Genomic DNA, 23067 nt, shown 5'->3' with positions numbered 1-23067 from the left:
CGGATGAGTTGGCGGAGAGGGAGGGATTCGAACCCCCGATAGGCTTGCACCTATGCCGCATTTCGAGTGCGGTGCATTCGACCACTCTGCCACCTCTCCAGGTACCAAAACGGCGGTTTCCGCCGGGTCGCGGGCCGAGTTCTATGCGAGGATGCCCGTCCAGACAAGGCGCTGTCGGTCTTTTCAGGCCTGAGAATGACGGGCAGTCATGCCCGCAGGGCGGATCTTCGGTCTTGCCCGATTAACGCCACCGGCCGCGAGGGCAATCTTGCCGCCTCAGCGCTCTTTTCTAAACAACGCCGTCCCCATCTCAGCCTTTCTTCTTCTCTCTCGGGTTGCGCATGGTGAAGCGGGCATTGCCGAGACCGGTGCCGATGGTGAGGATTCCCCAGCGCCTGTAATCCTGCATAAAGGGAATTTCGCTTAAGCCCTGCACCACGCCGTCGTTGTGCATCAGGACAGCAGTGTCGTGATCGCCGATGCTGGGGATCAGGTCGATCAGGCTGGCGGGCAGGTTGAACTTGCTGCTTTCCCAGTTCCCCGGCAGATTCTGCGCGCCCTTTTCGATCGACCCATCGGCATCGATCGCACCGGGACACGAAACGCCGATGAACGGCGCAAGCTTCAGGCCCTCATTCTCGGCCTCTTTCAGCAGCCCTTTCAGCATTCCGGCCAGCTTTTTCACTGCTCCCTCTCGGGTCGGCTCATCATCAGCATGACGCCAGAGCTCAGACTTCCAGACCGAGGCTTTCGACAGATCCGGTGCCTTCTTCTGGCGGGTTTCAACCACGCCGCAACGGATGTTGGTGCCGCCAATATCGACCGCGAGAAGGCTGTCGTGACCCTCGAAAATCCATGACGGCGCCAGATGCGCACAACCGATCAGCGCCGCTTCATCGGGATGGAAGCGAATCGGAATCAGGCTGACCTTCGCACCTTCCGCCTTGAGAATGATGTCCGCCCGCGCGATCGCCAATTCGCCGATCCGGCTCTGCCGGAAGCCGCCACCGACAATGATCGCTTCCGTCTTGTCCCATGCCTTGGTTTTGAGGAAGCGCCCCGTGACATAGGCCAGTTCCTGGGCAAACTCCTCAATGGCGCTGTGGATCAGCGCCGAGGCTTCGACATCCTCGCCGACCAGAATGTCGTCGAGCTTTTTCTTGCTAATGTCTTCGGTGGATTTGGCGCCCAGCGGGTCGTCACCGTTTTTCTTCAGGGGCTTGCGCCATTTGTCGAGAATATCCTGAAAAGCGCCCTTGCTGGCGCGGTCGCCCAGAAATCCGTCCTCATCCTTGAGCTCAATGTTGTAGCTGTCGATGTCGACGGACGGCAGGCGCGCCGCCCCATGTTTACCAATGCCGGCGATCGTCAGCGTGTCTTCAGCCATATCCGGAAGCCCCTTAACTGTTGCGAGGTATAACGACCGGGGAACCGGATTGTTTCGGGGGCGGGTTGCCGCAGCGCTCGCGGAGGCCCAAAACGCCGGAAAATCGAGCCAAATGGCTCAGAAAAGGCCCTTTTTCGAGCTGCTTTTTCTTGACTCGTGGTCTTCTGCGGCTATAACCACCCGCAACCCGGCGCGGGATTTCTCGCGCCGTTTGTTTTTGCGCGGCCGCAGCCTCGACGTTGTAGCGACGCAGACAATTGAACCCATAGCGACTGAACAAGAAGCCGGGCCGGATTTCATCCGAGCATCGGAATCGAACACGAAGGAAAAAAACGATGTTCGCAGTCATCAAAACCGGCGGCCGGCAGTTCCGTGTCGTTCCGGATGATGTGCTCGAGATTGGCAAGATCGCCGGCGATGTCGGAACGATCGTGCAACTTGGCGAAGTAATGGTGGTGGGCGGCGACACGCCGGTTCTGGGAGCGCCGTTCGTGAGTGGCGCATCCGTGGCGGCCGAAGTGCTGGACCACAAGCGCGGCCCGAAGGTGATTTCCTTCAAGAAGCGCCGCCGCAAGAATTCGAAGCGCAAGCGCGGCTATCGCGACGAAATCACGGTGATCCGCGTCACCGAGATTCTGACCGACGGCAAGGCTCCGAGCGTGGGTCCGCGCCCGAAGAAGGAAAAGAAGGTCGAAGCACCATCCGCCGAGGGTGATGCTCCCGCCAAGGCTGCGAAGAAGGCTCCGGCCAAAAAGGCAGCTCCGAAAGCTGCCGCAAAGGCCCCCGCCAAGAAGGCAGCACCGAAGGCAAAGAGCGACAAAAAGTGAAATGATTCCGTCAAGGAATCGGTCTATACACTAGACGCAAGTTTGGAGACGGAGCGATGGCTCACAAAAAAGCAGGCGGTTCTTCGCGCAACGGACGCGACTCAGCTGGCAAGCGCCTTGGCGTCAAGGCGTTCGGCGGCGAACACGTGATTCCGGGTAATATCATTGCCCGTCAGCGCGGCACGACCTGGCATCCCGGCCTTAACGTCGGCATGGGCACGGACCATACCCTTTTCGCCAAGATCGAAGGCAAGGTCGAATTCCGCGCCAAAGCCAACGGCCGCACCTTCGTCTCGGTTATTCCGATGGCGGAAGCGGCTGAATAAACGGTAGACACATCGCGTCTGCCGGGTCTCGTTGAACCGGCAGAGCGCCAGAAGGCTCGAAAGGGGAGACGGGTAAACCGGCCTCCCCTTTTCGTTTGCGCCCGTTGGGGACGGGCACATGAAGGAGCCTTGTCATGTTGCTGGAAAAGCCAACGCCCATCTTGCTGGAATCAAGAGCCGTCGTCCTCGAGACCGATCGGCTGGTGTTGCGTCAGCCGACGCTCGCGGACGTAAAAGCCATTGCGCATGTCGTCGGTGACAAGCGTGTGGCCGTTAACCTGCGCCGCGTGCCGCATCCCTATTCGCTGGACGATGCCATCAGCTTCGTGAACACCGTCGCAGGCACTGTCGATACCGTTTTCCTTGTCGAGCGCGAGCGTACCGCGGTCGGGCTTGTCGGCGTGAGTTGGGAAGACGAGAACGCGCCGGAACTGGGTTACTGTTTTGGCGTCGATCACTGGGGCAAGGGCTTTGCCACGGAAGCCGCGCGCGCCGTGATTGATTACGCCTTCGAGGAATTTGCCATCGACGAATTGCTGGCCGGAGCGCGCGTGCTGAATCCGGCATCGCGTCATGTGCTGGAGAAGTGCGGCTTCCAGTGGACCGGCGTCGAACTGCACCGCTTCCTCGCGCTCGGATCGTCGACACCGGTCGATCGCTTCAAGCTCGAGCGCGGCGTGTGGTCGTCGATCAAGAGCTGGCGCAACTCGACGCGGCGTTGAGCCGACAAGGCATGATCCTCTCCGGAGCGCCGGGAGGATCATGCACTAAACCACCGTGGGCGGATTGGGCTCAGGCTCGCGATGCATGACCGCGCGCTCGCGCAGGAAGATATAGATTCCCGCACAGGCGACGATGGTCGCCCCTATTATCGTGTTCGGTGACGGCACATCGCCGAACACCAGAAATCCCAGCACAACCGCCCACACGATCATCGTGTACTGAAACGGCGCCACCACACTGGCAGGCGCCAGAATCAGCGACCGGTTGAGGCACAGCACGGCAACCACATTGACCGTGCCGCTGATCAGCAACAGAACAACGATCAGCCATGTCGGTGGAAGGAAGATGAACGCCGATACGATTCCGCCGAAGACAAACGAGCCCACCACCTGAGTCATGGCCAGAAGAAAGTTGGACGTGCCGCGCACATAACGCGTCACGATCATGAACACCGACTGGCACAGACAACCCGCCAGCGCGATCAAGGCGGGCCAGGAAATGGCTGCGCCAGTGGGGCGCAATGCAATGATGACCCCGGCAAACCCCACGACAACGGCCGTCCAGCGCCGCCAGCCGACCTGCTCACGCAGAAAAATCGCGGAGAAGGCTGTAACGAAAATCGGCGCCGCCAGATAGCAGGTGGTGGCGTCCGCCAGCGGGATGTACTTGATGGCCGTGAAGAACAGCATACCGTCGGCAACGGACATCGCCATGCGCAGCACCTGCAAACCGGGCCGCGGCACATGGCGCATCGCCGCGAATTTGTCGCGGGCAAGAAACGGCATCAGCGTTGCGATGGCGGCAAATCCGCGGATGAAGAACAGCTGCGCCGGCGGATAGGTCGCAACCATCACCTTGCTGAAGACATTCACCAGCGAAAATATCGTGATGGCCGCGAGCATGAACAAAATGCCCGCCAGCGTGGATGATCGCGGCGCGGCCCCTCGCAGGCTTTGCAATGAAAAGCTCATCCGGGCGGAGGCACCACGACCGGCTCCTCGCGAACGAGGTCGCGTTCGCGCAGGAAGATGTAGAGGCCGGCCAGGATGATGACCGCAGCACCCACCAGCATCGCCACCGAGGGCACATCGCCGAACACGACATAGCCGAAGATCACCGCCCAGATGATCATCGTGTACTGATAGGGTACGACGACGCTGGCCGGAGCGAGCTTGAGCGAACGGTTGACCCCGAGCGCAGCCACGATGGAAATGCAGCCTGCCAAGGCGAACAGACCGAAGTCCGGCAAGGTCGGCGTGATCCAGCCGAACGGCGCCACGATCACGCCGAACAGAAGCGTTCCGCAGAACTGCGCCGTTGTCAGCACGACATCGGGCGTGCCGCGCAGCGAGCGCGTAATAATCATGAGCGCTGCGAACGACGAACTGCCCGCCAGCGCGATCATCGCCGGCCAGCTGAAGGCCTGCGTGGACGGGCGCAGCGCGATGATGACGCCGATGAAGCCGACGACGATGGCGCTCCAGCGCCGCCAGCCGACCTTTTCGCCGAGGAAAATCGCGGAAGCCGCGGTCACAAAGATCGGCGCCGCAAGATAGTAGGTAATGACATCGGCAAGCGGCAGATAGACCGACGCGGCGAAAAACGCCGCAACCTCCAGTGTCGAGAGAGCTACCCGGAGAACCTGCAGCCCGGGCCTCTGAATGGTCCGGAAGGCGCTCCGGTGACGCCAGATCACCGGTGACAGCAGCACGAGACTCGCCACCGCGCGCAGCAGCAGCAGTTGGCCGACCGTGTAGGTCGCAACAATGAACTTGCCGATGGCGTCGCCGAACGAAAACATCCAGACGGCCAGCAGCATCAGCGCGATGCCTGCAAGCGCGGCCGAGCGGTTGCCGGCCTCTGCAGAGAGTTTTGCGAACATGGCTGCGTCGCCGAGCGTGAATGGGACCAAAATGCGGCTGGACGGGTTGTTTAGGAGGCCGGGACGTTTACCGCAACCGCCGCAAATGCAGCCTTTGGTGCGATATTACGCATGAATCGGTTGCCGCTCGCGCACCCATGGCGCATACATTGGCGCACACGCCCGGAACGCGATTGAACGCGGCAAACCGGGCCTTTTGCCGATCAAGGCGCAATGGAAAACCGATGAAATTTCTCGACGAAGCCAAGGTCTATATCCGCTCCGGTGACGGCGGAAACGGCTGCGTGGCATTTCGTCGCGAGAAGTTCATCGAGTTTGGCGGCCCGTCGGGCGGCAATGGCGGACGCGGCGGCGATGTCATTGTCGAAGTCGCGGACGGCCTCAACACGCTGATCGATTATCGCTACCAGCAGCACTTCAAGGCGCCGAAGGGCGGCCACGGCATGGGCTCAGACCGTCACGGCGCGGGCGGGAAGGACATCGTGCTCAAGGTGCCGCTCGGCACGCAAATCTTCGACGAGGACCGCGAGACGCTGATCCACGACTTTACCGAGGTCGGCGAAAAATTCGTCCTGGCGAAGGGCGGCAACGGCGGCTTCGGCAACGCGCACTTCAAGACTTCGACCAATCGCGCACCACGCAACGCCAACCCCGGCCAGCCCGGCGAAGAGCGCTGGATCTGGCTGCGGCTGAAACTGATTGCGGACGCCGGTCTGGTCGGATTGCCTAACGCCGGTAAATCCACGTTTCTCTCCGTCGTCAGCGCGGCGAAGCCGAAGATCGCCGACTATCCGTTCACGACCCTGCATCCGCAGCTTGGCGTCGTCGGCATCGACGGACGAGAATTCGTGCTGGCTGACATTCCGGGACTGATCGAGGGCGCGCATGAAGGCGCAGGCCTCGGCGACAGGTTCCTCGGTCACGTCGAGCGCTGCCGCGTGTTGCTCCATCTGGTCGATGCGACATCCGAACATGCCGGCAAGGAGTACAAGACCGTTCGCACCGAACTGGAGGCGTATGACGAGAATCTCGCCGGCAAGATCGAGATCGTCGCGCTGAGCAAAATTGACGCCGTCACGCCGGAACATCTCAAGGATCAGAAGGCGCGGCTGAAGCGGGCGGCGAAGAAGACGCCGCTGCTGCTCTCGAGCGTGTCGCGCGAAGGCGTGCCGGAAGCATTGCGCGCGCTGTTGTCCGTGATCGGCGAAGCGCCGGTATCGGCGAAAGCGAAGAAGGCGACTGAGAGTCCGGCGAATGAAGAGCCGGAGCAGCCGTCAGGCTGGACTCCACTTGGCCGCTGACGCTCTCATTCGCAATTCAACTTAAGCCCATTACATGCTGATTTTCCGATGTCGAATCCCGAACTGAATAATTTCCGCCGCATCGTCGTCAAGGTCGGATCGTCGCTGCTGATCGATTCCAGCGCCGGCGAAGTCCGCGCATCATGGCTGGCCGCACTCGCAGCCGATCTCGCCAAGCTGCATCACGCAGGCAAGGATGTGCTCGTTGTTTCATCGGGCTCGATCGCACTCGGCCGCAGCCGCCTGAAATTGCCGAGCGGCCTGCTCAAGCTCGAGGAAAGCCAGGCCGCCGCCGCGGTCGGCCAGATCGAACTTGCGCGCATCTGGTCCGGCGTGCTCGGCCATTACGGCATCGGCGCCGGACAGATCTTGGTCACGCTGCAGGACACCGAAGAGCGGCGGCGCTATCTCAATGCGCGCTCCACCATCTCGAAACTTCTCGAGTGGCGTGCGGTGCCGGTGATCAACGAGAACGACACCGTCGCCACCAACGAAATCCGTTATGGGGACAACGACCGTCTCGCCGCGCGCGTCGCCACCATGACCAGCGCGGATCTGCTCATCCTCCTTTCAGACATTGACGGTCTCTACACCGCGCCGCCGTCGGCGAACCCGAACGCGAAGCTCATTCCTGTCGTCGAATCCGTCACCGCGGATATCGAGGCGATGGCAGGCGCGGCCGAATCCGAACTGTCGCGCGGCGGCATGCGCACCAAGATCGAGGCCGCGAAGATCGCAACCTCCGCCGGCACGCACATGCTGATCGCATCGGGCAAGATCGAACATCCGCTGCAAGCCATTGCCGACGGCGGGCCCTGCACATGGTTTCTCACCCCGGCCAATCCCGTCACTGCGCGCAAGCGCTGGATCGCAGGTTCACTCGAGCCGAAGGGTACGCTCACCATCGACGCAGGTGCGGTCGCGGCATTGCGAGCAGGCAAGAGCCTCCTGCCGGCCGGCGTGATCCGGGTCGACGGGCAGTTCGCCCGCGGCGACGCCGTGGTGGTGCGCGGTCCGGACACCCATGAGATCGGCCGCGGTCTTGTCGCCTATGACGCGGACCATGCCGACCAGATCAAGGGACGCTCCTCCTCGGACGCAGCGCAAATCCTCGGCATCAGTGGCCGCGCGGAAATGATCCATCGCGACGACCTGGTGGTCGGCGGCCCGCGCGGCACCGACAGCGCGAAATAGCGCCCCGGGCAAACCCGAGCACGGCCAATGGCCTAGCGGGGCGCCCCCTCGGCCACCGACCCATCCCGCCGGGCAGCCATGTTCCCGGCGGCTCGCCGGGTCCGAATTTCTGTGCTAGAGCATGGCCTTACAGGCATTCCAACCCCACATAGACCGACATGTCCGCTCCGCTCAAAGCTCTTGATGGTGCTCCCGACCTGACCGCGCTGATGGCCGATCTCGGCGTTGGCGCACGCCGCGCCGCGCGGACGCTGGCGCTTGCGCCGAGCGAGCAGAAGGATGCCGCGCTGGCTGCCATGGCGGCAGCCATTCGCGCCAATGCCAAAGAGATTCTGGCCGCCAACGCTGAAGACGTCGCCGAGGCGAAAGCCGGTGGAATGAGCAGCGCGTTCGTCGATCGTCTCGCGCTCAATGAGGCGCGCATCAAGGCGATGGCCGACGGCATCGATGTGGTGCGGGCGATTCCCGATCCCGTCGGCATCGTCACCGAAAGCTGGACACGGCCCAACGGGATGACCATCGAGCGCGTGCGCGTGCCGCTCGGCGTCGTCGGCGTGATCTTCGAGAGCCGCCCCAATGTCGCGGCCGACGCCGGCGCGTTGTGCCTCAAGTCCGGCAACGCCGTCATCCTGCGTGGCGGCTCGGACAGTTTCCGGTCGTGCCGCGCGATTCATCAATGCCTGGTCGAAGGCTTGCGCAAGGCAGGACTTCCCGAAGAATCCATTTCGCTGGTGCCGACCCGCGACCGTGCGGCAGTCGGCCTGATGCTCGGCGGGCTCAATGGCGCGATCGATGTCATCGTGCCGCGCGGCGGCAAGAATCTCGTCGCCCGCGTGCAGGACGAAGCGCGGGTGCCGGTGTTCGCCCATCTCGAAGGCGTCAATCATGTCTATGTCGACAAGGCGGCAGCGCCGAACATGGCCAAGACCGTTGTGCTCAATGCCAAGATGCGCCGTCCCGGCGTCTGCGGCGCAGCGGAAACGCTGCTGATCGACAAGGCCGCCGCCGACAAGCAGCTCAAGCCGCTGGTGACAATGCTTCTCGACGCCGGTTGCGAAGTGCGCGGCGACGCGGACATTCAGCGCGCCGACGCGCGCGTGAAGCCTGTGTCCGACGAAGACTGGGCCACCGAATACGAAGACGCCATCATTTCCGCGAAGCTTGTGAACGGCCTCGACGATGCCATCGCGCATATCGAGCGCTATGGCTCGCATCACACCGACGCTATCGTCACCGAAGACGCGAAGGCCGCCGAAAGATTTCTCAACGAAGTGGATTCAGCCATCGTGCTGCATAATGCCTCGACGCAGTTCGCCGACGGCGGCGAATTCGGCTTCGGTGCGGAAATCGGTATCGCCACTGGCAAGTTCCATGCGCGCGGGCCCGTCGGGGCCGAGCAACTCACCAGTTTCAAGTATCGCGTCCACGGCACAGGACAGACACGCCCGTGAATTGCGCGCCCGTGAGCGACGCGCCAGAGACCGCGGCAGTTCACTTGCCCCGCGCCCTTCCGCTTCATGCCGACGGAATGCGCATCGGCCTGCTCGGCGGATCATTCAACCCGCCGCACGACGCGCATCGCGCCATCAGCCTGTTCGCGATGAAACGGCTACAGCTCGACCGCATCTGGTGGCTGGTGTCCCCCGGCAATCCGCTCAAGAACAACGGCTCACTGCAAGCACTGCGCGAGCGCATGATTGCCGCACACAGAGTTGCGAACCATCCGCGCATCGATGTCAGTTGTCTCGAAACCGTCATCGGCACCCGCTACACTGCCGACACGATTTCGTATCTGCGGCGCCGCTGCTCCGGTGTTCGCTTTGTATGGATCATGGGCGCTGACAATCTCGCGCAATTCAGCCGCTGGGAAAACTGGCAGCACATCGCCAGCATGGTCCCGATCGCCGTGGTCGACCGCCCGCCCGACAGCTTCCGTGCCCTTTCCTCCATCGCTGCACAAACCCTGATGCCCTACCGCATCGACGAGCGGAGTGCGGGAACACTGTCGCGTCGGCGGGCCCCAGCCTGGACCTTCCTCACCGGGCTGAAATCCAGCCTGTCCTCGACGCGGCTGCGGAACCCGGACGGAAGCTGGAAGGATGCCAGTTCGCGATGACGTTTTCCGGCAACAGCAAAGCGCAAATTATCGCTTCGATATCTGGAAGATTGAAACCATTAACCCCACATGCGTATGATGAAGGTGGGCGCCAGGATTCGGCGCTCGCGATACAGTGAAAGGAATGGTCCCTGACCACATCTGTATTGTCCAAGGCAGCCTTGTCGAAGCCTCGTGCTGAAGCGACGCCTGCTCCCGTCTTGAAGGCGCGACCTGACGCCGACGAGACGCTGAACCTGATCCTCTCCCGCCTTGACGACATGAAGGCGGAAGAAACGATCACCATCGACCTCCGCGGCAAATCCTCCATCACTGACTACATGATCGTAACCTCCGGGCGGGCCAACCGTCACGTCGGCGCGATCGCGGAAAACGTGGCGAAGGGCCTCAAAGAAAGCGGAATCGCAGCCCCTCATATCGAGGGATTGCCCAACTGCGACTGGGTGCTGATCGATTCCGGCGACGTGATCGTGCATGTGTTCAGGCCGGAAGTCCGCGAGTTCTACAATCTCGAGAAGATGTGGACCTCGGACAAGCCGGCGGCAAAGGCCCGCTGAGAAGCGGTAAGCCTGCACGTGTTCATGTGCTTGCGCGCATGTTAGTTTGCGCGCCATGCGCATCGTTGTCATCGCCATTGGCCGCCTGAAACAAGGCCCGGAGCGGGAGCTTGCTGATCGTTATCGCGACCGGTTCGATGATATCGGCCGCAAGCTCGGATTTCGCGGCCTTGAGATTCATGAAATCCCGGAAAGCCGCGCGCGCGACACTGCGGCCCGCATGGCGGATGAAGCCGCCGCAATCTCAGCGCTGATTCCTGACAAATCGTCCATCATCGCGCTCGACGAACGCGGCGAAACCATCGACAGCGCAACGTTCGCGCGGCATCTTGGCCGCTGGCGGGACGAATCGGTTCCAACCGCTGTTTTCTTAATCGGCGGGGCGGACGGACTTTCGCCTGAATTGCGGCGCAAGGTGAAACTCAGCGTTGCGTTTGGCAAGGCGACATGGCCGCATCAGATGGTGCGCGTCATGCTGCTGGAACAGATTTACCGGGCCGCGACGATTTTATCCGGCCACCCGTACCACCGCGCATAGTATAACTTGGCGTGTATTCTGTTCGCAAAACCAGTGCCAACTGAAATACGCGCATGAAAGATCCAACCGCACGTGACTGACGCGACAGGCTATGCACCCTCGCTAACACCGCGCCGGCTTTCGCGCGGGGCCATGCTGCCGTTGTCGCTGGTGGTTTCAGCCTTGCATCTTGCAGGCATCGCGCCGGCTGTCGCACAAAGCGCAGCCAAACAGATTGCCGCTCCCGATCCCGAAGCAATCAAGCAGCGCGCCCAGGAGCTGGAGGCCGCGCGCGAACAACAGAAAAAGGCCGCCGAGCTGGAGAAGAAGCTCAAGGCCGATATCGCTGCCATCGGTCAGGACCGTTCCAAGCTGAACCAGCAACTGATCGGCATCGCCTCGCAGGTGCGCGATGTCGAAGGCAAGATGGCGGATACGGAAGGCCGGCTGCGTCCGCTGGATGCGCGCGAGCTTCAGATTCGCGCCTCGCTCGAATCGCGCCGCGATGAAATTTCCGAGGTGCTCGCGGCCCTCCAGCGGTCCGGACGCCGCGCACCGCCGGCGCTGTTTGTAAGACCTGAAGACGCGCTGCAGTCGCTACGCACCGCAATGCTGCTGGGCGCAGTGGTGCCGGACATGCGCGCACGGGCCGCCAAGCTTGCCGGTGATCTTGGCGAACTGGTTAGCCTGCGCAAAAACATTTCGGAAGAACGCGACCGGCTCGCGCGCGACCGCGACAAACTGAACGACGATCGTGCACGGCTCGCGGCGCTGGTGCAAGAACGGCAGAAAACGCAGACGGAAGCGGAAAAGGACATGGAGGCGGAGCGGCAACGCGCCATCGCGCTGTCCAGACAAACTGAAAGCCTCCAGGATCTCATCGCCAAGATGGAGCAGGACGTGAAAGCGGCGGCAAAGGCCGCAGCGGCGGCCGAGCTGAAGGGCACCCCGGCATCCCTCAATGGCAAGCCCGATCTGGGCGCCTTGAAGGACTCGGCGCGGCTGAGCCCGGCGATCGCTTTTGGTTCCGCGAAAGGACTATTGCGAATTCCGGTTAACGGCACCCGGATCCGCAATTTTGGCGGTTCCGACGGCACGGGAGGCCAAGAAAAAGGCATTTCCATCGCCACCCGGCCGGGCGCGCAGGTCACAACACCTTGTGATGGCTGGGTTGTTTACTCCGGCCCCTTCCGGAGCTACGGACAACTCTTGATCCTCAATGCGGGCGGCGGGTATCATGTGCTTATCGCCGGTATGGAACGTATTTCGGTCACGATCGGACAGTTTGTTCTAACAGGAGAACCGGTCGCGACGATGGGGACCACGTCTCAGGTCGCGTCAATTCTGGCGGCAGCGTCTAGCCAGCCTGTGCTCTACATCGAGTTCCGTAAGGACGGCGCTCCAATCGATTCTGGTCCATGGTGGGCCGCAAGTGAAGGCCAAAAGGTTCGCGGATGATGCGCAAGACTTCCCTGGTTCTCCTCAGCGTCGCAGCAGGCGCAGCGGCAACACTCCTTCTCACCCAGCCGCGCTCGGCCCTGGTGGGATCGACCGCACGCGCGGCGTCCTCCGACACGTACCGTCAACTCAATCTGTTCGGTGATGTGTTCGAGCGTGTTCGCAGCGACTATGTCGAGAAGCCGGATGACAGCAAGCTCGTCGAGACCGCGATCAGCGGCATGCTTACCGGCCTCGATCCGCACTCCAGCTACATGGATGCGAAGAGCTTCCGCGACATGCAGGTGCAGACACGCGGCGAGTTCGGCGGCCTCGGCATCGAAGTCACGATGGAAGAGGGCCTGATCAAGGTCGTGTCGCCGATCGACGAGACACCGGCTTCAAAGGCCGGCATCATGGCCAACGACATCATCACGCAGCTCGACGATGAGGCCGTTCAGGGTCTAACCCTGAACCAGGCCGTCGAGAAGATGCGCGGCCCGGTCAATACCAAGATCAAGCTCAAGATCATCCGCAAGGGCCAGGACAAGCCGCTCGAGATCACGCTGACGCGCGACAACATCCGGGTGCGTTCGGTGCGCGCGCGCGTCGAGAGCGATGACATCGCCTATATCCGAGTCACCACCTTCAACGAGCAGACCACCGAAGGCCTGAAGCGCGAGATGGCGAACCTGACCAACCAGATCGGTTCGGACAAGCTCAAGGGCTACATCCTCGACCTGCGCAACAATCCGGGCGGCCTGCTTGAGGAAGCTGTGTCGGTGTCCGACGCGTTCCTCGACCGGGGCGAAATCGTTTCGACCCGTGGCCGCAACGCCGAGGAAACCCAGCGCCGCACCGCCAAGCCCGGCGATCTCGCCAAGGGCAAGCCGGTGATCGTACTGATCAACGGCGGCTCGGCATCTGCGTCGGAAATCGTCGCCGGCGCATTGCAGGACCACAAGCGCGCCACGCTGCTCGGCACCCGCTCGTTCGGCAAGGGCTCCGTGCAGACCATCATTCCGCTTGGCTCCGGCAACGGCGCGCTGCGGCTGACCACTGCGCGTTACTTCACGCCATCGGGCAAGTCGATTCAGGCCAAGGGCATCATCCCGGACATCGAAGTTCTGCAGGATGTGCCGGACGATCTGAAGTCGAAGACCGACACCAAGGGCGAAGCTTCGCTGCGCGGCCATCTCAAGGCTGAAGGCCAGGAAGAGACCGGGTCGCAATCCTACGTGCCGCCGGATGCGAAGGACGACAAGGCGCTGAAGATGGCTGCGGACCTGCTGCACGGCATCAAGCAGACCACGTCGGCTCCCGCTCCGACCGACAAGGCTTCGAACAAGGCCGCGAACTAAGCGCGCCAGTATCTCCATCTGATCAGGGCGGCCCTCGGGCCGCCCTTTTTGCTGGCCCGATCCCAGCGGAACCAAGCCTTTGCGGGCCGCCCTATCGAGGCCGTGGTAGGATTCGGCGATTGATTCGCGAGGGTTGAGGGCAGTGACCACTGACGATCTGAGCGCCCCGCTCGGACAGGACCGGGCGCGCAAGCGGCGATACCGGCTTCCGTTCACGGCACCGCAGGCGATTGCGGGGCTGCTCGGGCTGTTTCTGGTGGTCTTTCTCGGCTTCGCGATTTTCAACCAGAATCCGATGGGCGGCGAACCGCTGGCGAAAGTGGCCTACGATCCCGCCAAGCTGCCCGCAGAGACCGCTGCAAAGCCGGCCAGCACCGCACCCGCGGCGCCGAAAGAAGCCACGGCACCGTCCGCCAGTGGCCAGCAGACGGTGACCATCATCGACGGTTCCAGCGGGGCACGGCAAAGCGTGGTGGTGGGCGCAGGTACGGACGCTCCGGCCAATGCGGATGCACCGCCAGCCGTGATCGCAGGCGTCAATCCGAAGCTGCTGGAAACGTCGCGCTACGGCATGATCCCGGTGGCTGCGGACGGGCTGAAGCCTTTCCGCGCCTATGCGGCCGGCAGCGACGCCGAGCGCGCCATGGCCGCAAAGAAGCCCGTCATCGCGATCGTCATCTCCGGACTTGGCGTCGGTGCCGCAAAAACCGCTGATGCTATCACCAAGCTTCCGGGGTCCGTGACGCTTGCTTTCACGCCCTACGGCTCAGACCCCGGCAAGCTGGTCGAGCGCGCCCGCGCGCAGAAGCACGAAGTTCTGTTGCAGGTTCCGATGGAGCCGTTCGACTATCCGGACAACGATCCCGGCCCGCAGACGCTGCTGACGACACTGTCCGCCGAGCAGAACGCCGATCGCCTCGCATGGCACATGAGCCGCTTTCAGGGCTACGTCGGCATCGCCAATTTCATGGGATCGCGCTTTGTCGCAACCGACACAGCGATGCAGCCGATCGTCAAGGAAGCTGCAAGGCGCGGCCTCGCCTGGCTTGACGACGGCAGCGCGCCGCGCAGTGTCGCCAGCGTGATCGCGGAAGGCCAGTCAATGCCGTTCGCAAGGGCCGATGTCAGCATCGACACCGTGCCGACACCCGCGGAGATTGACCGCGCGCTGGCGCGGCTGGAGACGCTTGCGAAGGAACGCGGAACGGCCGTGGGGGTCGCATCGGCGCTGCCGATCTCGATCGACCGTATCGGAACCTGGGCCCGGCAACTGGACGGCCGCGGCATCGCGCTGGTGCCGTTGACAACAGCCATGCTGAAACCAAAATCAAGCTGATGGCCGACCGGAACCCATCACCGGGCAGATGGTCACGTGAACGAGAGAACAAGACGCGATTGGTGCTGATACCGGTCGGGGATCAAAGGCTTTAGCAGTATGGCGCGTTACGACGATCTGCCCTACCGGACCTGCGTCGGGATTACCCTGATCAACCCGGAGGGGCTTGTTTTCATCGGCCGCCGCGTCGGCGGACCGGAACATGTCGACCAGACCCATGTCTGGCAAATGCCCCAGGGTGGCGTCGACAGCGGCGAAGATACCTGGGCTGCTGCCAAGCGCGAGCTCTACGAAGAAACCAACGCCCAATCGGTCGAGAAGCTCGGCGAAGTTTCCGAATGGCTCACCTACGACATTCCGCGCACAGTCGCCGGCCGGGCCTGGAAGGGCCGCTTCCGCGGCCAGAAACAGAAATGGTACGCGATGCGCTTCACCGGCAACGACAGCGAGATCAATGTCGCGTCCCCCGCCGGTCACAAGGCCGAGTTCATGGACTGGCGGTGGGAGCCGATGAAGAATCTTCCCGATCTGATCGTGCCGTTCAAGCGCCCGGTCTATGAACGCGTGGTCAGGGAGTTCTCAAAGTTCTCGGGGAAGTGACCACCCCTCTGAAATGCAAAAAAGCCCTGCGTTGCAGGGCTTTTTTAATTTTCGGATGACCGGGTGCTCAATGCATCGCGGTCGAATTGACCACCTGACGCTGAATGGTCTTGAAGTGATCGAGCCGCTCGATCGCCTGATCGAGAACCGTGCCTTCCTTCTCCTTCAGATCCTCTTCCATCTGAGCGATCTTGTCGGCGAAAGCAGCGGTGTCGAGCTCCGCCACCGATGTTGCGGTATCGGCGAGAACCGTAAGACCCTTGTCCGAGATTTCCGCAAGGCCGCCGAGCACGATGATCTTCTCATGCTTGCCGCCAACGGTGACCGTCATGATACCGGGACGAATGGTCGCCACCAGCGGCGCATGACCGGCCATCACGCCGAGATCGCCCTCGACGCCCGGAATATCGACCTGCTCGACTTCACCCGAGAAGGCGATCTTTTCCGGAGAAACCAGATCGAAGTGAAAGGTGGCCATCGTGATTACGCCGCTTCCGCTGCGAGCTTCTTGCCCTTCTCGACGGCTTCCTCGATCGTGCCGACCATGTAGAACGCGGCTTCCGGCAGGTGATCGTACTTGCCGTTGCAGAGATCCTTGAAGCCCTTGATTGTGTCGGCGAGTTCGACGAACTTGCCCGGCGAGCCGGTGAAGATTTCAGCGACGTGGAACGGCTGCGACAGGAAGCGCTCGACCTTGCGGGCGCGGGCCACGGTCAGCTTGTCCTCTTCGGACAGTTCGTCCATGCCGAGAATGGCGATGATATCCTGCAGCGACTTGTAGCGCTGCAGCACCTGCTGGACGAGGCGCGCGGTCTGGTAGTGCTCTTCGCCGACGATCAGCGGGGAGAGCATGCGCGAGGTCGAGTCGAGCGGATCCACCGCCGGGTAGATGCCCTTTTCAGAGATCGCGCGGTTGAGCACGGTCGTCGCGTCCAAGTGAGCGAACGAGGTGGCCGGCGCCGGGTCGGTCAAGTCGTCGGCCGGAACGTAAATGGCCTGCACCGAGGTGATCGAACCCTTGTTGGTGGTGGTGATGCGCTCCTGCAGCGCGCCCATGTCGGTCGCGAGCGTCGGCTGATAACCCACCGCCGAAGGAATACGGCCGAGCAGAGCGGACACTTCCGAACCCGCCTGGGTGAAGCGGAAGATGTTGTCGACGAAGAACAGCACGTCCTGGCCCTGATCGCGGAAGTGCTCGGCGACGGTCAGGCCGGTGAGGCCGACGCGGGCGCGGGCGCCCGGAGGCTCGTTCATCTGGCCGTACACGAGGGCGCACTTCGAACCCTGGCCGCCGCCCTTCTTGTTCACGCCCGATTCGATGAACTCGTGATAGAGGTCGTTGCCTTCGCGGGTACGCTCGCCGACGCCTGCGAACACGGAGTAACCACCGTGCGCCTTCGCGACGTTGTTGATCAGCTCCTGAATCAGCACGGTCTTGCCGACGCCGGCGCCGCCGAACAGGCCGATCTTGCCGCCTTTGGCGTAGGGCGCCAGCAGATCGACGACCTTGATGCCGGTGACGAGAATTTCAGCTTCGGTCGACTGGTCGGTGTAGAGCGGCGCTTCCTGATGGATGGCGCGATCGCCTTCGGCCTTGATCGGGCCCTGCTCGTCCACCGGCTCGCCGACGACGTTCATGATGCGGCCCAGCGTGCCGTCACCCACCGGCACCTTGATCGGCGCGCCGGTATCTTTCACTTCCTGGCCACGGACCAGACCTTCGGTGGTGTCCATCGCGATCGCGCGCACGGTGGATTCACCGAGATGCTGCGCAACCTCGAGCACCAGACGGTTGCCCTGGTTGGTGGTTTCGATCGCGTTGAGAATGGCCGGCAGATAGCCGTCGAACTTCACGTCGACGACGGCGCCGATGACCTGCGAAATGCGTCCGATCTGATTGGCGGGTGATGCCATGGGATAGTCTCCTTAAAACTCGGTCTGTGCGGCGGTCGGCTCAGATAGCTTCGGCGCCGGAGATGATTTCGATCAGTTCCTTGGTAATCATCGCCTGGCGGGTGCGGTTGTAGATCAGCGTCTGCTTGCGGATCATGTCGCCGGCGTTGCGGGTCGCGTTATCCATCGCGCTCATCTGCGCGCCGTAGAACGACGCGTTGTTTTCGAGCAGCGCGCGGAAAATCTGCACCGCGAGATTGCGCGGCAGCAGGCTCGAAAGGATTTCGTCCTCGGCCGGCTCGTAGTCGTAGATCGCGGCCGCGCCGGAAGTATCCTTTTCCTCAAGCTCCAGCGGGATGATCTGTTGCGCGGTCGGCACCTGGGCGATCACCGACTTGAAGCGCGAGTAGAACAGCGTGCAGACATCGAAGTCGCCCGCCTCGAACATCGAGATCACCTTGTTGGCGATGTCCTCGGCATTCTTGAAGCCGAGCACCTTCACAGAGCGCAGCTCGACATGCTCGACGATCTGCTTGTCGAACTGACGGCGGAGCTGCTCGTAGCCCTTGCGGCCGACGCAGAAGAACTTGACGTCCTTACCCTGGTTCATCAGCGACAGCGCCCGCTCGCGCGCGAGACGCACGATGGACGAGTTGAACGCGCCCGAAAGGCCGCGCTCGCCGGTGCAGACCAGCAGCAGGTGAACCTTGTCGTTGCCGGTGCCCTTCAGAAGCGCCGGTGCGGAGTCCGAGCCGGAGGCCGCGCCCGCGATATTGCTGATCACGGCGTCCATGCGCTCGGCATAGGGACGCGCCGCTTCAGCTGCGGTCTGGGCACGGCGCAATTTCGACGCCGCAACCATCTGCATGGCCTTGGTGATCTTCTGCGTCGCCTTGGTGGAGGCGATGCGGACACGCATGTCCTTGAGAGACGCCATTCTTTATCTCACCCTGACGATCCAGCCGGACAGCGGATCGCAACCCCGATTTCGCCGCGCGCGATATTGATCGGCGCGGCGATGATTTTTTAAGCGAAAGTCTTGGCGAAGCCTTCGACGGCAGCCTTCAGCTTCGCGGCGTTGTCGTCGGACAGGTCCTTCGAGTCGCGGATCGCGTTGAGAAGATCGACATGCTTGCCGCGCAGCAGCGACAGCAGGCCTTCCTCGAAAGCGCGAACCTTGTTGACCGGAATGCCGTCGAGATAGCCGTTGACGCCGGCGTAGATCACCACGACCTGCTCTTCCATCTTCAGCGGCGAGAACTGCGGCTGCTTCAGAAGTTCGGTCAGGCGCGACCCGCGCGCCAGCAGGCGCTGGGTCGAAGCGTCGAGGTCGGAGCCGAACTGCGCGAACGCCGCCATTTCGCGGTACTGCGCGAGCTCGCCCTTGATCTTGCCGGCGACCTTCTTCATCGCCTTGGTCTGCGCCGACGATCCGACGCGCGACACCGACAGGCCGACGTTCACCGCCGGGCGGATACCCTGGAAGAACAGATCGGTTTCGAGGAAGATCTGGCCGTCGGTGATCGAAATCACGTTGGTCGGAATGTAGGCCGACACGTCGTTGGCCTGGGTCTCAATCACTGGCAGCGCGGTCAGCGAGCCGTTGCCGTGATCGTCGTTGAGCTTGGCGGCGCGCTCGAGCAGGCGGGAGTGCAGATAGAACACGTCGCCCGGATAAGCTTCGCGGCCCGGCGGACGGCGCAGCAGCAGCGACATCTGACGATAAGCGACGGCCTGCTTGGACAAGTCGTCATAGATGATAACGGCGTGCATGCCGTTGTCGCGGAAGTACTCGCCCATGGTGCAGGCAGTGAACGGCGCGAGATACTGCATCGGAGCCGGGTCCGAGGCGGTCGCCGCGACGACGATGGAATATTCCAGCGCGCCCTGCTCTTCGAGCACCTTCACGAACTGCGCGACGGTGGAGCGCTTCTGGCCGATCGCGACGTAGACGCAATACAGCTTCTGGCCTTCCGGAGCGCCCGCAACGTTGAGCGGCTTCTGGTTGAGGATGGTGTCGAGCGCGATCGCGGTCTTGCCGGTCTGACGGTCGCCGATGATCAGCTCGCGCTGGCCGCGGCCGACGGGGATCAGGGCGTCGATCGCCTTGAGGCCGGTCGCCATCGGCTCATGCACCGACTTGCGTGGAATGATGCCGGGCGCCTTGACGTCGACGCGCTTGCGTTCGGTCGCCTGGATCGGGCCCTTGCCGTCGATCGGATTGCCAAGCGCGTCGACGACGCGGCCCAGAAGTCCCTTGCCGACCGGCGCGTCCACGATGGCGCGGGTGCGCTTGACGGTCTGGCCTTCCTTGATCTCGCGGTCGGCGCCGAAAATAACGATACCGACGTTGTCGCTTTCAAGGTTCAGCGCCATGCCGCGCGTGCCGTTCTCGAACTCGACCATTTCGCCGGCCTGGACGTTGTCCAGACCATAGACGCGGGCGATGCCGTCGCCGACCGAGAGAACCTGACCGACTTCAGAGACTTCGGCTTCCTGGCCGAAATTCTTGATCTGGTCCTTGAGGATTGCGGAAATTTCCGCGGCGCGGATGTCCATCAGCCTGCCTCTTTCATCGCGTGCTTGATCGAATTGAGTTTGGTGCGAAGCGAACTGTCGACCATGCGGCTGCCGAGCTTGACGACAAGCCCGCCGATGATCGACGGATCGATCTTCACGTTGAGATCGACGTCCTTGCCCGACACTGATTTCAGTGCGGCCTTGAGAGCGTCGAGATTGGCATCGCTGAGCGGCTCGGCGACGGTGACTTCCGCGGTGGCTTCGCCCTTGAACTTGGCGACCAGTGCGCGGAACGCCCTGATGACATCGGCGACTGCGAACAGCCGGCGATTGGCGGTCAGGACCTTCAGGAAATTCGCGGCGATGCCGCTGATGCCAGCCTTGGCCAGCACGGCGCCAAGCGCCTTGACCTGTGCGTCGGCGGTAAACACCGGGCTGCGCACCAGCCGGAGGAGGTCAGGGCTGTCGGCGAGCATGGCAGAAAACTTGTCGAGGTCGGCCTTCACGGCATCGACCGACTTCTGATCGCGCGCCAGTTCGAACAAAGCCGTCGCATAACGGCCGGACACGCCAGATACGGAGGGATCTTCAGCTGCCACAAAAATCTCTTCTAGCTGTCGAATGACCAAGGAAACGACCATCGCTGGAGAACGGCGTCGGTCACGACACCAAGCGATCCAAGTCCTTGGAATTCAAGCGGGACTTCGATTTCTGGCCGGAGCGATCTACCCAGCAGCCCAAAATCGCGGTTTTGCTAACATAGGGCGCGCGCAGGTGCAACATGACGGCGATTGCGAACGCATTTTTGCTGGCGCCGCTTTGTCGCACGCTTCACGTCACACTTGCTGCTGCGCGGAAAGAATTCCTCGGCGCGTGAGCGGCCTGCTGTTCGCGACCCGTCGCCGCCATGTCCGCTTCTATTCCGGGCACCCTGATGAATGCAGTCGCATCCAGCCCCGTCCGCATCGAACTCCCCATTGCATGATGCTCAATTTCGAGTCCGAAAGCGCAGAAAAGCAGCACATGCTGAGGCTAACTATTTGAAACTAAGGATTAATTTATACAATACGCGATTGTACTTAGACTGAGATCAGTCATCATTGCGCATCGCACAAAAGCGATTCGGACCGGCAATGGCGCCGGCCCGTCACGGCTTCGGCTTGTGAAGCAATACGTGGTGAGCAATGCCGCTTCCAAAAACAATATCAGCCGGTCCGCGCGCCGGCGAAAACACCGTTTCCATTTCCGAACTCATTGAACTGACCAACGACCTGCGAACCAGCGCAGCCGACAAGATCAGCGGCATCCAGCGCGTCACCGGTTCGCTCCGGATGCTCGCATTGAACGCGATGATCGAAAGCGCGCGCGCCGGCACCCATGGCCGCGGATTCTCCGTGGTCGCCGCCGAGGTGCGCGAAATCGCCGCCAATGTCGGGCTGATTTCCGAGCAACTACAAAGAGAGCTGACGGCGCAGATCGATTCATTGAGTGCTCACACCCAGTCCATGGCCAATGCGGCGATGGGCACGCGCATGGTCGATCTTGCGCTGAATGCGATCGAGATAATCGATCGCAATCTCTATGAGCGAACCTGCGATGTGCGCTGGTGGGCCACCGACAGCGCCGTCGTTGACTGCGCGGCAAACGTCACGCCGCAGTCGGTCGCTTACGCTTCAAAGCGGCTGGGCGTGATCCTGAACGCCTACACTGTCTATCTGGATCTCTGGCTCTGCAGTTTGCACGGCAAGGTGCTGGCGAACGGACGGCCCGATCGCTATTCGGTCGCGGGTCTCGATGTGTCGCAGGAGCCGTGGTTCGTGCAGGCGTCTCGCCTCGCGTCCGGCGACGATTATGCGGCCGGCGACATCAGCGTGGCTCCGGGACTGAAAGGCGCGCAGGTCGCAACCTATGCGGCGTCGGTGCGGGCCGGCGGCGAGAGCCATGGCGTCCCTCTTGGCGTTCTGGCGATCCATTTCGACTGGGCGCCTCAGGCCGAGACCATTGTCCGCGGCGTCCGTATCGAACCGGAAGAGAAGACCAGGACCGCCGTGCTGCTGGTGGACGCGCATCACAGGGTCATCGCCTCATCCGAAGGGACAAACACCCTCGACCAGGATTTTCAGATCGAGACCGGGAACCAGTCCCATGGATTTTACACCCGTCCCGACGGCACCAGCGTCGCGTTCCATGCCACCCCCGGCTACGAGACCTATCGCGGGCTCGGCTGGCACGGCGTGATTGTGCGCCGACCTGACTGATTCGCCTGAAACCACTCCTCCCGGCGAACCAAGCAGCGGCAAGTATCTCTCGGCTGCCCGTTTTACGCATGGAGCATTGCACACTATGCATGCTGGAAACCATTTGGGCGATTTTGCGTTTACTTCAAGTTGCCAACAATTTTGTGAACTCTTCAGTATAGAAAAGTATAGTTTCCTTACCTCTTTTAAATACCAAGTAATCCTGTAGCTAGTAAGGCTATTCTCACTTTTCAGCCAAATACGTGATGATTTAAGGAACGAAATCCCTCGCCGTGCTTATGCCTCATTATGGAATGATCCATCCAACCACGTAAGCGCTGGCTCGATTTAGCCAGACGTTGGATGGATATACCAGAACGAGGGACAACTATATGATCGCCGCTATCAAGCGCGTGCCGGGGCAACCCGTGAAAAATCGGAATGCCTCCATCGCTTTGATCGCCGTCGGCATGCTGGCGCTGGGCGCCACCGCAAGCGAAGCCGGCCACCGCAAATCATCCTGGCGCGATGCCAACGCCTCCATCGGCTCCGGCCGCACATTTTCGGGCAAGGCATCTTTTTACGGCAACGAGTCAGGCAGCAAGACTGCGTCCGGCCAGCGCTTTAATCAGGAAGCCATGACCGCTGCCCACCGGACCCTGCCGTTCGGTACCCGCCTCAAGGTCACCCATGGCAGCCGCAGCGTTGTCGTGACCGTCAATGACCGCGGCCCGTTCATCAAGGGCCGCGTGCTGGATTTGTCGAAGGGCGCCGCCCGCGCCGTCGGCCTCACCGGCCGTGGCGTCGGCCACGTGGTCGCAGAAGTTCAGTAAGCGTTGCGTTGAGTACAGTG

General features: G+C 62.1%; 23 protein-coding genes and 1 tRNA gene. 15 read left to right on the top strand and 9 right to left on the bottom strand.

All coding sequences use genetic code 11. The features are described from left to right. Nucleotides 1-9: 9 nt before the first annotated feature. Both AC1Q67_RS12015 and AC1Q67_RS12010 read right to left on the bottom strand, forming a co-directional pair. Nucleotides 10-99, bottom strand: a tRNA-Ser gene (locus tag AC1Q67_RS12015). 211 nt (nucleotides 100-310) lie between these two features. Next, nucleotides 311-1387, bottom strand: coding sequence for an ROK family protein (locus AC1Q67_RS12010; RefSeq protein ID WP_492233939.1), 1077 nt, complete (start codon nucleotides 1385-1387; stop codon nucleotides 311-313). 335 nt (nucleotides 1388-1722) lie between these two features. Here AC1Q67_RS12010 and rplU point away from each other — a divergent pair, with 335 nt between their 5' ends. The 3 genes from rplU to AC1Q67_RS11995 all read left to right on the top strand — a co-directional run bounded on the left by rplU (nucleotide 1723) and on the right by AC1Q67_RS11995 (nucleotide 3262). Beyond that, entirely contained in the window at nucleotides 1723-2214 is a 492-nt protein-coding gene (gene rplU / locus AC1Q67_RS12005) for a 50S ribosomal protein L21 (RefSeq protein WP_024576656.1), read from the top strand. Nucleotides 2215-2270: 56 nt separating this feature from the next. Continuing rightward, complete coding sequence (gene rpmA, locus AC1Q67_RS12000) at nucleotides 2271-2540, top strand: 50S ribosomal protein L27 (protein WP_006023191.1); 270 nt, start codon at nucleotides 2271-2273, stop codon at nucleotides 2538-2540. A 134-nt stretch (nucleotides 2541-2674) separates the two neighbouring features. Beyond that, nucleotides 2675-3262: a GNAT family N-acetyltransferase gene (locus AC1Q67_RS11995; protein ID WP_492233940.1), complete on the top strand. Its 588-nt coding sequence runs from the start codon at nucleotides 2675-2677 to the stop codon at nucleotides 3260-3262. A gap of 45 nt (nucleotides 3263-3307) precedes the next feature. On the opposite strand, the gene AC1Q67_RS11990 is transcribed toward AC1Q67_RS11995, so the two are convergent. Beyond that, complete coding sequence (locus AC1Q67_RS11990) at nucleotides 3308-4234, bottom strand: DMT family transporter (RefSeq protein ID WP_492233941.1); 927 nt, start codon at nucleotides 4232-4234, stop codon at nucleotides 3308-3310. Continuing rightward, on the bottom strand, nucleotides 4231-5145 hold the full coding sequence (locus AC1Q67_RS11985; protein WP_492233942.1) for a DMT family transporter: 915 nt from the start codon (nucleotides 5143-5145) through the stop codon (nucleotides 4231-4233). Before AC1Q67_RS11985 ends, AC1Q67_RS11990 begins: the two co-directional genes overlap by 4 nt. Nucleotides 5146-5369: 224 nt before the next feature. Between AC1Q67_RS11985 and obgE the strand changes: the two genes are divergently transcribed. From obgE to AC1Q67_RS11935, 10 genes are all read left to right on the top strand, one after another. After that, nucleotides 5370-6446 carry a GTPase ObgE gene (obgE, locus tag AC1Q67_RS11980; protein ID WP_492233943.1) on the top strand — a complete coding sequence of 359 codons (1077 nt, stop codon included), beginning with the start codon at nucleotides 5370-5372 and terminating at the stop codon, nucleotides 6444-6446. A gap of 48 nt (nucleotides 6447-6494) precedes the next feature. Next, complete coding sequence (gene proB / locus AC1Q67_RS11975) at nucleotides 6495-7640, top strand: glutamate 5-kinase (protein WP_024576660.1); 1146 nt, start codon at nucleotides 6495-6497, stop codon at nucleotides 7638-7640. A gap of 158 nt (nucleotides 7641-7798) precedes the next feature. Continuing rightward, the gene (locus AC1Q67_RS11970; protein WP_492233944.1) at nucleotides 7799-9091 is read left to right on the top strand and encodes a glutamate-5-semialdehyde dehydrogenase; all 1293 of its coding nucleotides are present in this window, start codon (nucleotides 7799-7801) and stop codon (nucleotides 9089-9091) included. A 44-nt stretch (nucleotides 9092-9135) separates the two neighbouring features. Continuing rightward, nucleotides 9136-9756, top strand: a complete 621-nt coding sequence (locus tag AC1Q67_RS11965; protein WP_492233945.1) for a nicotinate-nucleotide adenylyltransferase — start codon at nucleotides 9136-9138, stop codon at nucleotides 9754-9756. A gap of 161 nt (nucleotides 9757-9917) precedes the next feature. Beyond that, a complete protein-coding gene (gene rsfS, locus AC1Q67_RS11960) occupies nucleotides 9918-10313 on the top strand; it encodes a ribosome silencing factor (protein WP_024576663.1) in 396 nt (131 codons plus the stop codon). A gap of 55 nt (nucleotides 10314-10368) precedes the next feature. Next, nucleotides 10369-10851, top strand: a complete 483-nt coding sequence (gene rlmH / locus AC1Q67_RS11955; RefSeq protein WP_492233946.1) for a 23S rRNA (pseudouridine(1915)-N(3))-methyltransferase RlmH — start codon at nucleotides 10369-10371, stop codon at nucleotides 10849-10851. Nucleotides 10852-10983: 132 nt separating this feature from the next. Then, nucleotides 10984-12288 carry a murein hydrolase activator EnvC family protein gene (locus tag AC1Q67_RS11950; protein WP_492233947.1) on the top strand — a complete coding sequence of 435 codons (1305 nt, stop codon included), beginning with the start codon at nucleotides 10984-10986 and terminating at the stop codon, nucleotides 12286-12288. Continuing rightward, entirely contained in the window at nucleotides 12285-13628 is a 1344-nt protein-coding gene (locus AC1Q67_RS11945; protein WP_024576665.1) for a S41 family peptidase, read from the top strand. The genes AC1Q67_RS11950 and AC1Q67_RS11945 overlap by 4 nt, the downstream gene beginning before the upstream one ends. A 142-nt stretch (nucleotides 13629-13770) precedes the next feature. Beyond that, a complete protein-coding gene (locus tag AC1Q67_RS11940) occupies nucleotides 13771-14964 on the top strand; it encodes a divergent polysaccharide deacetylase family protein (RefSeq protein ID WP_492233948.1) in 1194 nt (397 codons plus the stop codon). 99 nt (nucleotides 14965-15063) lie between these two features. Continuing rightward, on the top strand, nucleotides 15064-15564 hold the full coding sequence (locus tag AC1Q67_RS11935; protein WP_492233949.1) for an RNA pyrophosphohydrolase: 501 nt from the start codon (nucleotides 15064-15066) through the stop codon (nucleotides 15562-15564). A 67-nt stretch (nucleotides 15565-15631) separates the two neighbouring features. On the opposite strand, the gene AC1Q67_RS11930 is transcribed toward AC1Q67_RS11935, so the two are convergent. The 5 genes from AC1Q67_RS11930 to AC1Q67_RS11910 all read right to left on the bottom strand — a co-directional run bounded on the left by AC1Q67_RS11930 (nucleotide 15632) and on the right by AC1Q67_RS11910 (nucleotide 20576). Further along, a complete protein-coding gene (locus tag AC1Q67_RS11930; RefSeq protein ID WP_492233950.1) occupies nucleotides 15632-16042 on the bottom strand; it encodes a F0F1 ATP synthase subunit epsilon in 411 nt (136 codons plus the stop codon). A 5-nt stretch (nucleotides 16043-16047) separates the two neighbouring features. After that, nucleotides 16048-17478 (bottom strand): F0F1 ATP synthase subunit beta, encoded by a 1431-nt coding sequence (gene atpD, locus AC1Q67_RS11925; RefSeq protein ID WP_492233951.1) that lies wholly within the window; start codon nucleotides 17476-17478, stop codon nucleotides 16048-16050. A gap of 40 nt (nucleotides 17479-17518) precedes the next feature. Then, nucleotides 17519-18394 (bottom strand): F0F1 ATP synthase subunit gamma, encoded by an 876-nt coding sequence (locus AC1Q67_RS11920; RefSeq protein WP_492233952.1) that lies wholly within the window; start codon nucleotides 18392-18394, stop codon nucleotides 17519-17521. Nucleotides 18395-18483: 89 nt separating this feature from the next. After that, the gene (gene atpA, locus AC1Q67_RS11915) at nucleotides 18484-20016 is read right to left on the bottom strand and encodes a F0F1 ATP synthase subunit alpha (protein WP_492233953.1); all 1533 of its coding nucleotides are present in this window, start codon (nucleotides 20014-20016) and stop codon (nucleotides 18484-18486) included. Then, nucleotides 20016-20576: a F0F1 ATP synthase subunit delta gene (locus tag AC1Q67_RS11910; RefSeq protein ID WP_492233954.1), complete on the bottom strand. Its 561-nt coding sequence runs from the start codon at nucleotides 20574-20576 to the stop codon at nucleotides 20016-20018. The genes atpA and AC1Q67_RS11910 overlap by 1 nt, the downstream gene beginning before the upstream one ends. A gap of 585 nt (nucleotides 20577-21161) precedes the next feature. On the opposite strand from AC1Q67_RS11910, the gene AC1Q67_RS11905 reads away from it, so the two are divergent. Beyond that, entirely contained in the window at nucleotides 21162-22235 is a 1074-nt protein-coding gene (locus AC1Q67_RS11905) for a methyl-accepting chemotaxis protein (RefSeq protein ID WP_492233955.1), read from the top strand. A gap of 371 nt (nucleotides 22236-22606) precedes the next feature. Further along, nucleotides 22607-23047, top strand: a complete 441-nt coding sequence (locus AC1Q67_RS11900) for a septal ring lytic transglycosylase RlpA family protein (RefSeq protein WP_024576674.1) — start codon at nucleotides 22607-22609, stop codon at nucleotides 23045-23047. The last annotated feature ends 20 nt before the right edge of the window (nucleotides 23048-23067 follow it).

Source organism: Afipia sp. GW823-FHT06G09 (genome assembly GCF_058794875.1).
This window is presented reverse-complemented; position numbering and strand designations above follow the sequence as displayed.

Bases quoted from the DNA above. Each gene is read 5' to 3' on its own strand.
- AC1Q67_RS12010 (WP_492233939.1), bottom strand. From the start codon at position 1,387: ATGGCTGAAGACACGCTGACGATCGCCGGCATTGGTAAACATGGGGCG.
- rplU (WP_024576656.1), top strand. From the start codon at position 1,723: ATGTTCGCAGTCATCAAAACCGGCGGCCGGCAGTTCCGTGTCGTTCCG.
- rpmA (WP_006023191.1), top strand. From the start codon at position 2,271: ATGGCTCACAAAAAAGCAGGCGGTTCTTCGCGCAACGGACGCGACTCA.
- AC1Q67_RS11995 (WP_492233940.1), top strand. From the start codon at position 2,675: ATGTTGCTGGAAAAGCCAACGCCCATCTTGCTGGAATCAAGAGCCGTC.
- AC1Q67_RS11990 (WP_492233941.1), bottom strand. From the start codon at position 4,234: ATGAGCTTTTCATTGCAAAGCCTGCGAGGGGCCGCGCCGCGATCATCC.
- AC1Q67_RS11985 (WP_492233942.1), bottom strand. From the start codon at position 5,145: ATGTTCGCAAAACTCTCTGCAGAGGCCGGCAACCGCTCGGCCGCGCTT.
- obgE (WP_492233943.1), top strand. From the start codon at position 5,370: ATGAAATTTCTCGACGAAGCCAAGGTCTATATCCGCTCCGGTGACGGC.
- proB (WP_024576660.1), top strand. From the start codon at position 6,495: ATGTCGAATCCCGAACTGAATAATTTCCGCCGCATCGTCGTCAAGGTC.
- AC1Q67_RS11970 (WP_492233944.1), top strand. From the start codon at position 7,799: ATGTCCGCTCCGCTCAAAGCTCTTGATGGTGCTCCCGACCTGACCGCG.
- rlmH (WP_492233946.1), top strand. From the start codon at position 10,369: ATGCGCATCGTTGTCATCGCCATTGGCCGCCTGAAACAAGGCCCGGAG.
- AC1Q67_RS11950 (WP_492233947.1), top strand. From the start codon at position 10,984: ATGCTGCCGTTGTCGCTGGTGGTTTCAGCCTTGCATCTTGCAGGCATC.
- AC1Q67_RS11945 (WP_024576665.1), top strand. From the start codon at position 12,285: ATGATGCGCAAGACTTCCCTGGTTCTCCTCAGCGTCGCAGCAGGCGCA.
- AC1Q67_RS11935 (WP_492233949.1), top strand. From the start codon at position 15,064: ATGGCGCGTTACGACGATCTGCCCTACCGGACCTGCGTCGGGATTACC.
- AC1Q67_RS11930 (WP_492233950.1), bottom strand. From the start codon at position 16,042: ATGGCCACCTTTCACTTCGATCTGGTTTCTCCGGAAAAGATCGCCTTC.
- atpD (WP_492233951.1), bottom strand. From the start codon at position 17,478: ATGGCATCACCCGCCAATCAGATCGGACGCATTTCGCAGGTCATCGGC.
- AC1Q67_RS11920 (WP_492233952.1), bottom strand. From the start codon at position 18,394: ATGGCGTCTCTCAAGGACATGCGTGTCCGCATCGCCTCCACCAAGGCG.
- atpA (WP_492233953.1), bottom strand. From the start codon at position 20,016: ATGGACATCCGCGCCGCGGAAATTTCCGCAATCCTCAAGGACCAGATC.
- AC1Q67_RS11905 (WP_492233955.1), top strand. From the start codon at position 21,162: ATGCCGCTTCCAAAAACAATATCAGCCGGTCCGCGCGCCGGCGAAAAC.
- AC1Q67_RS11900 (WP_024576674.1), top strand. From the start codon at position 22,607: ATGATCGCCGCTATCAAGCGCGTGCCGGGGCAACCCGTGAAAAATCGG.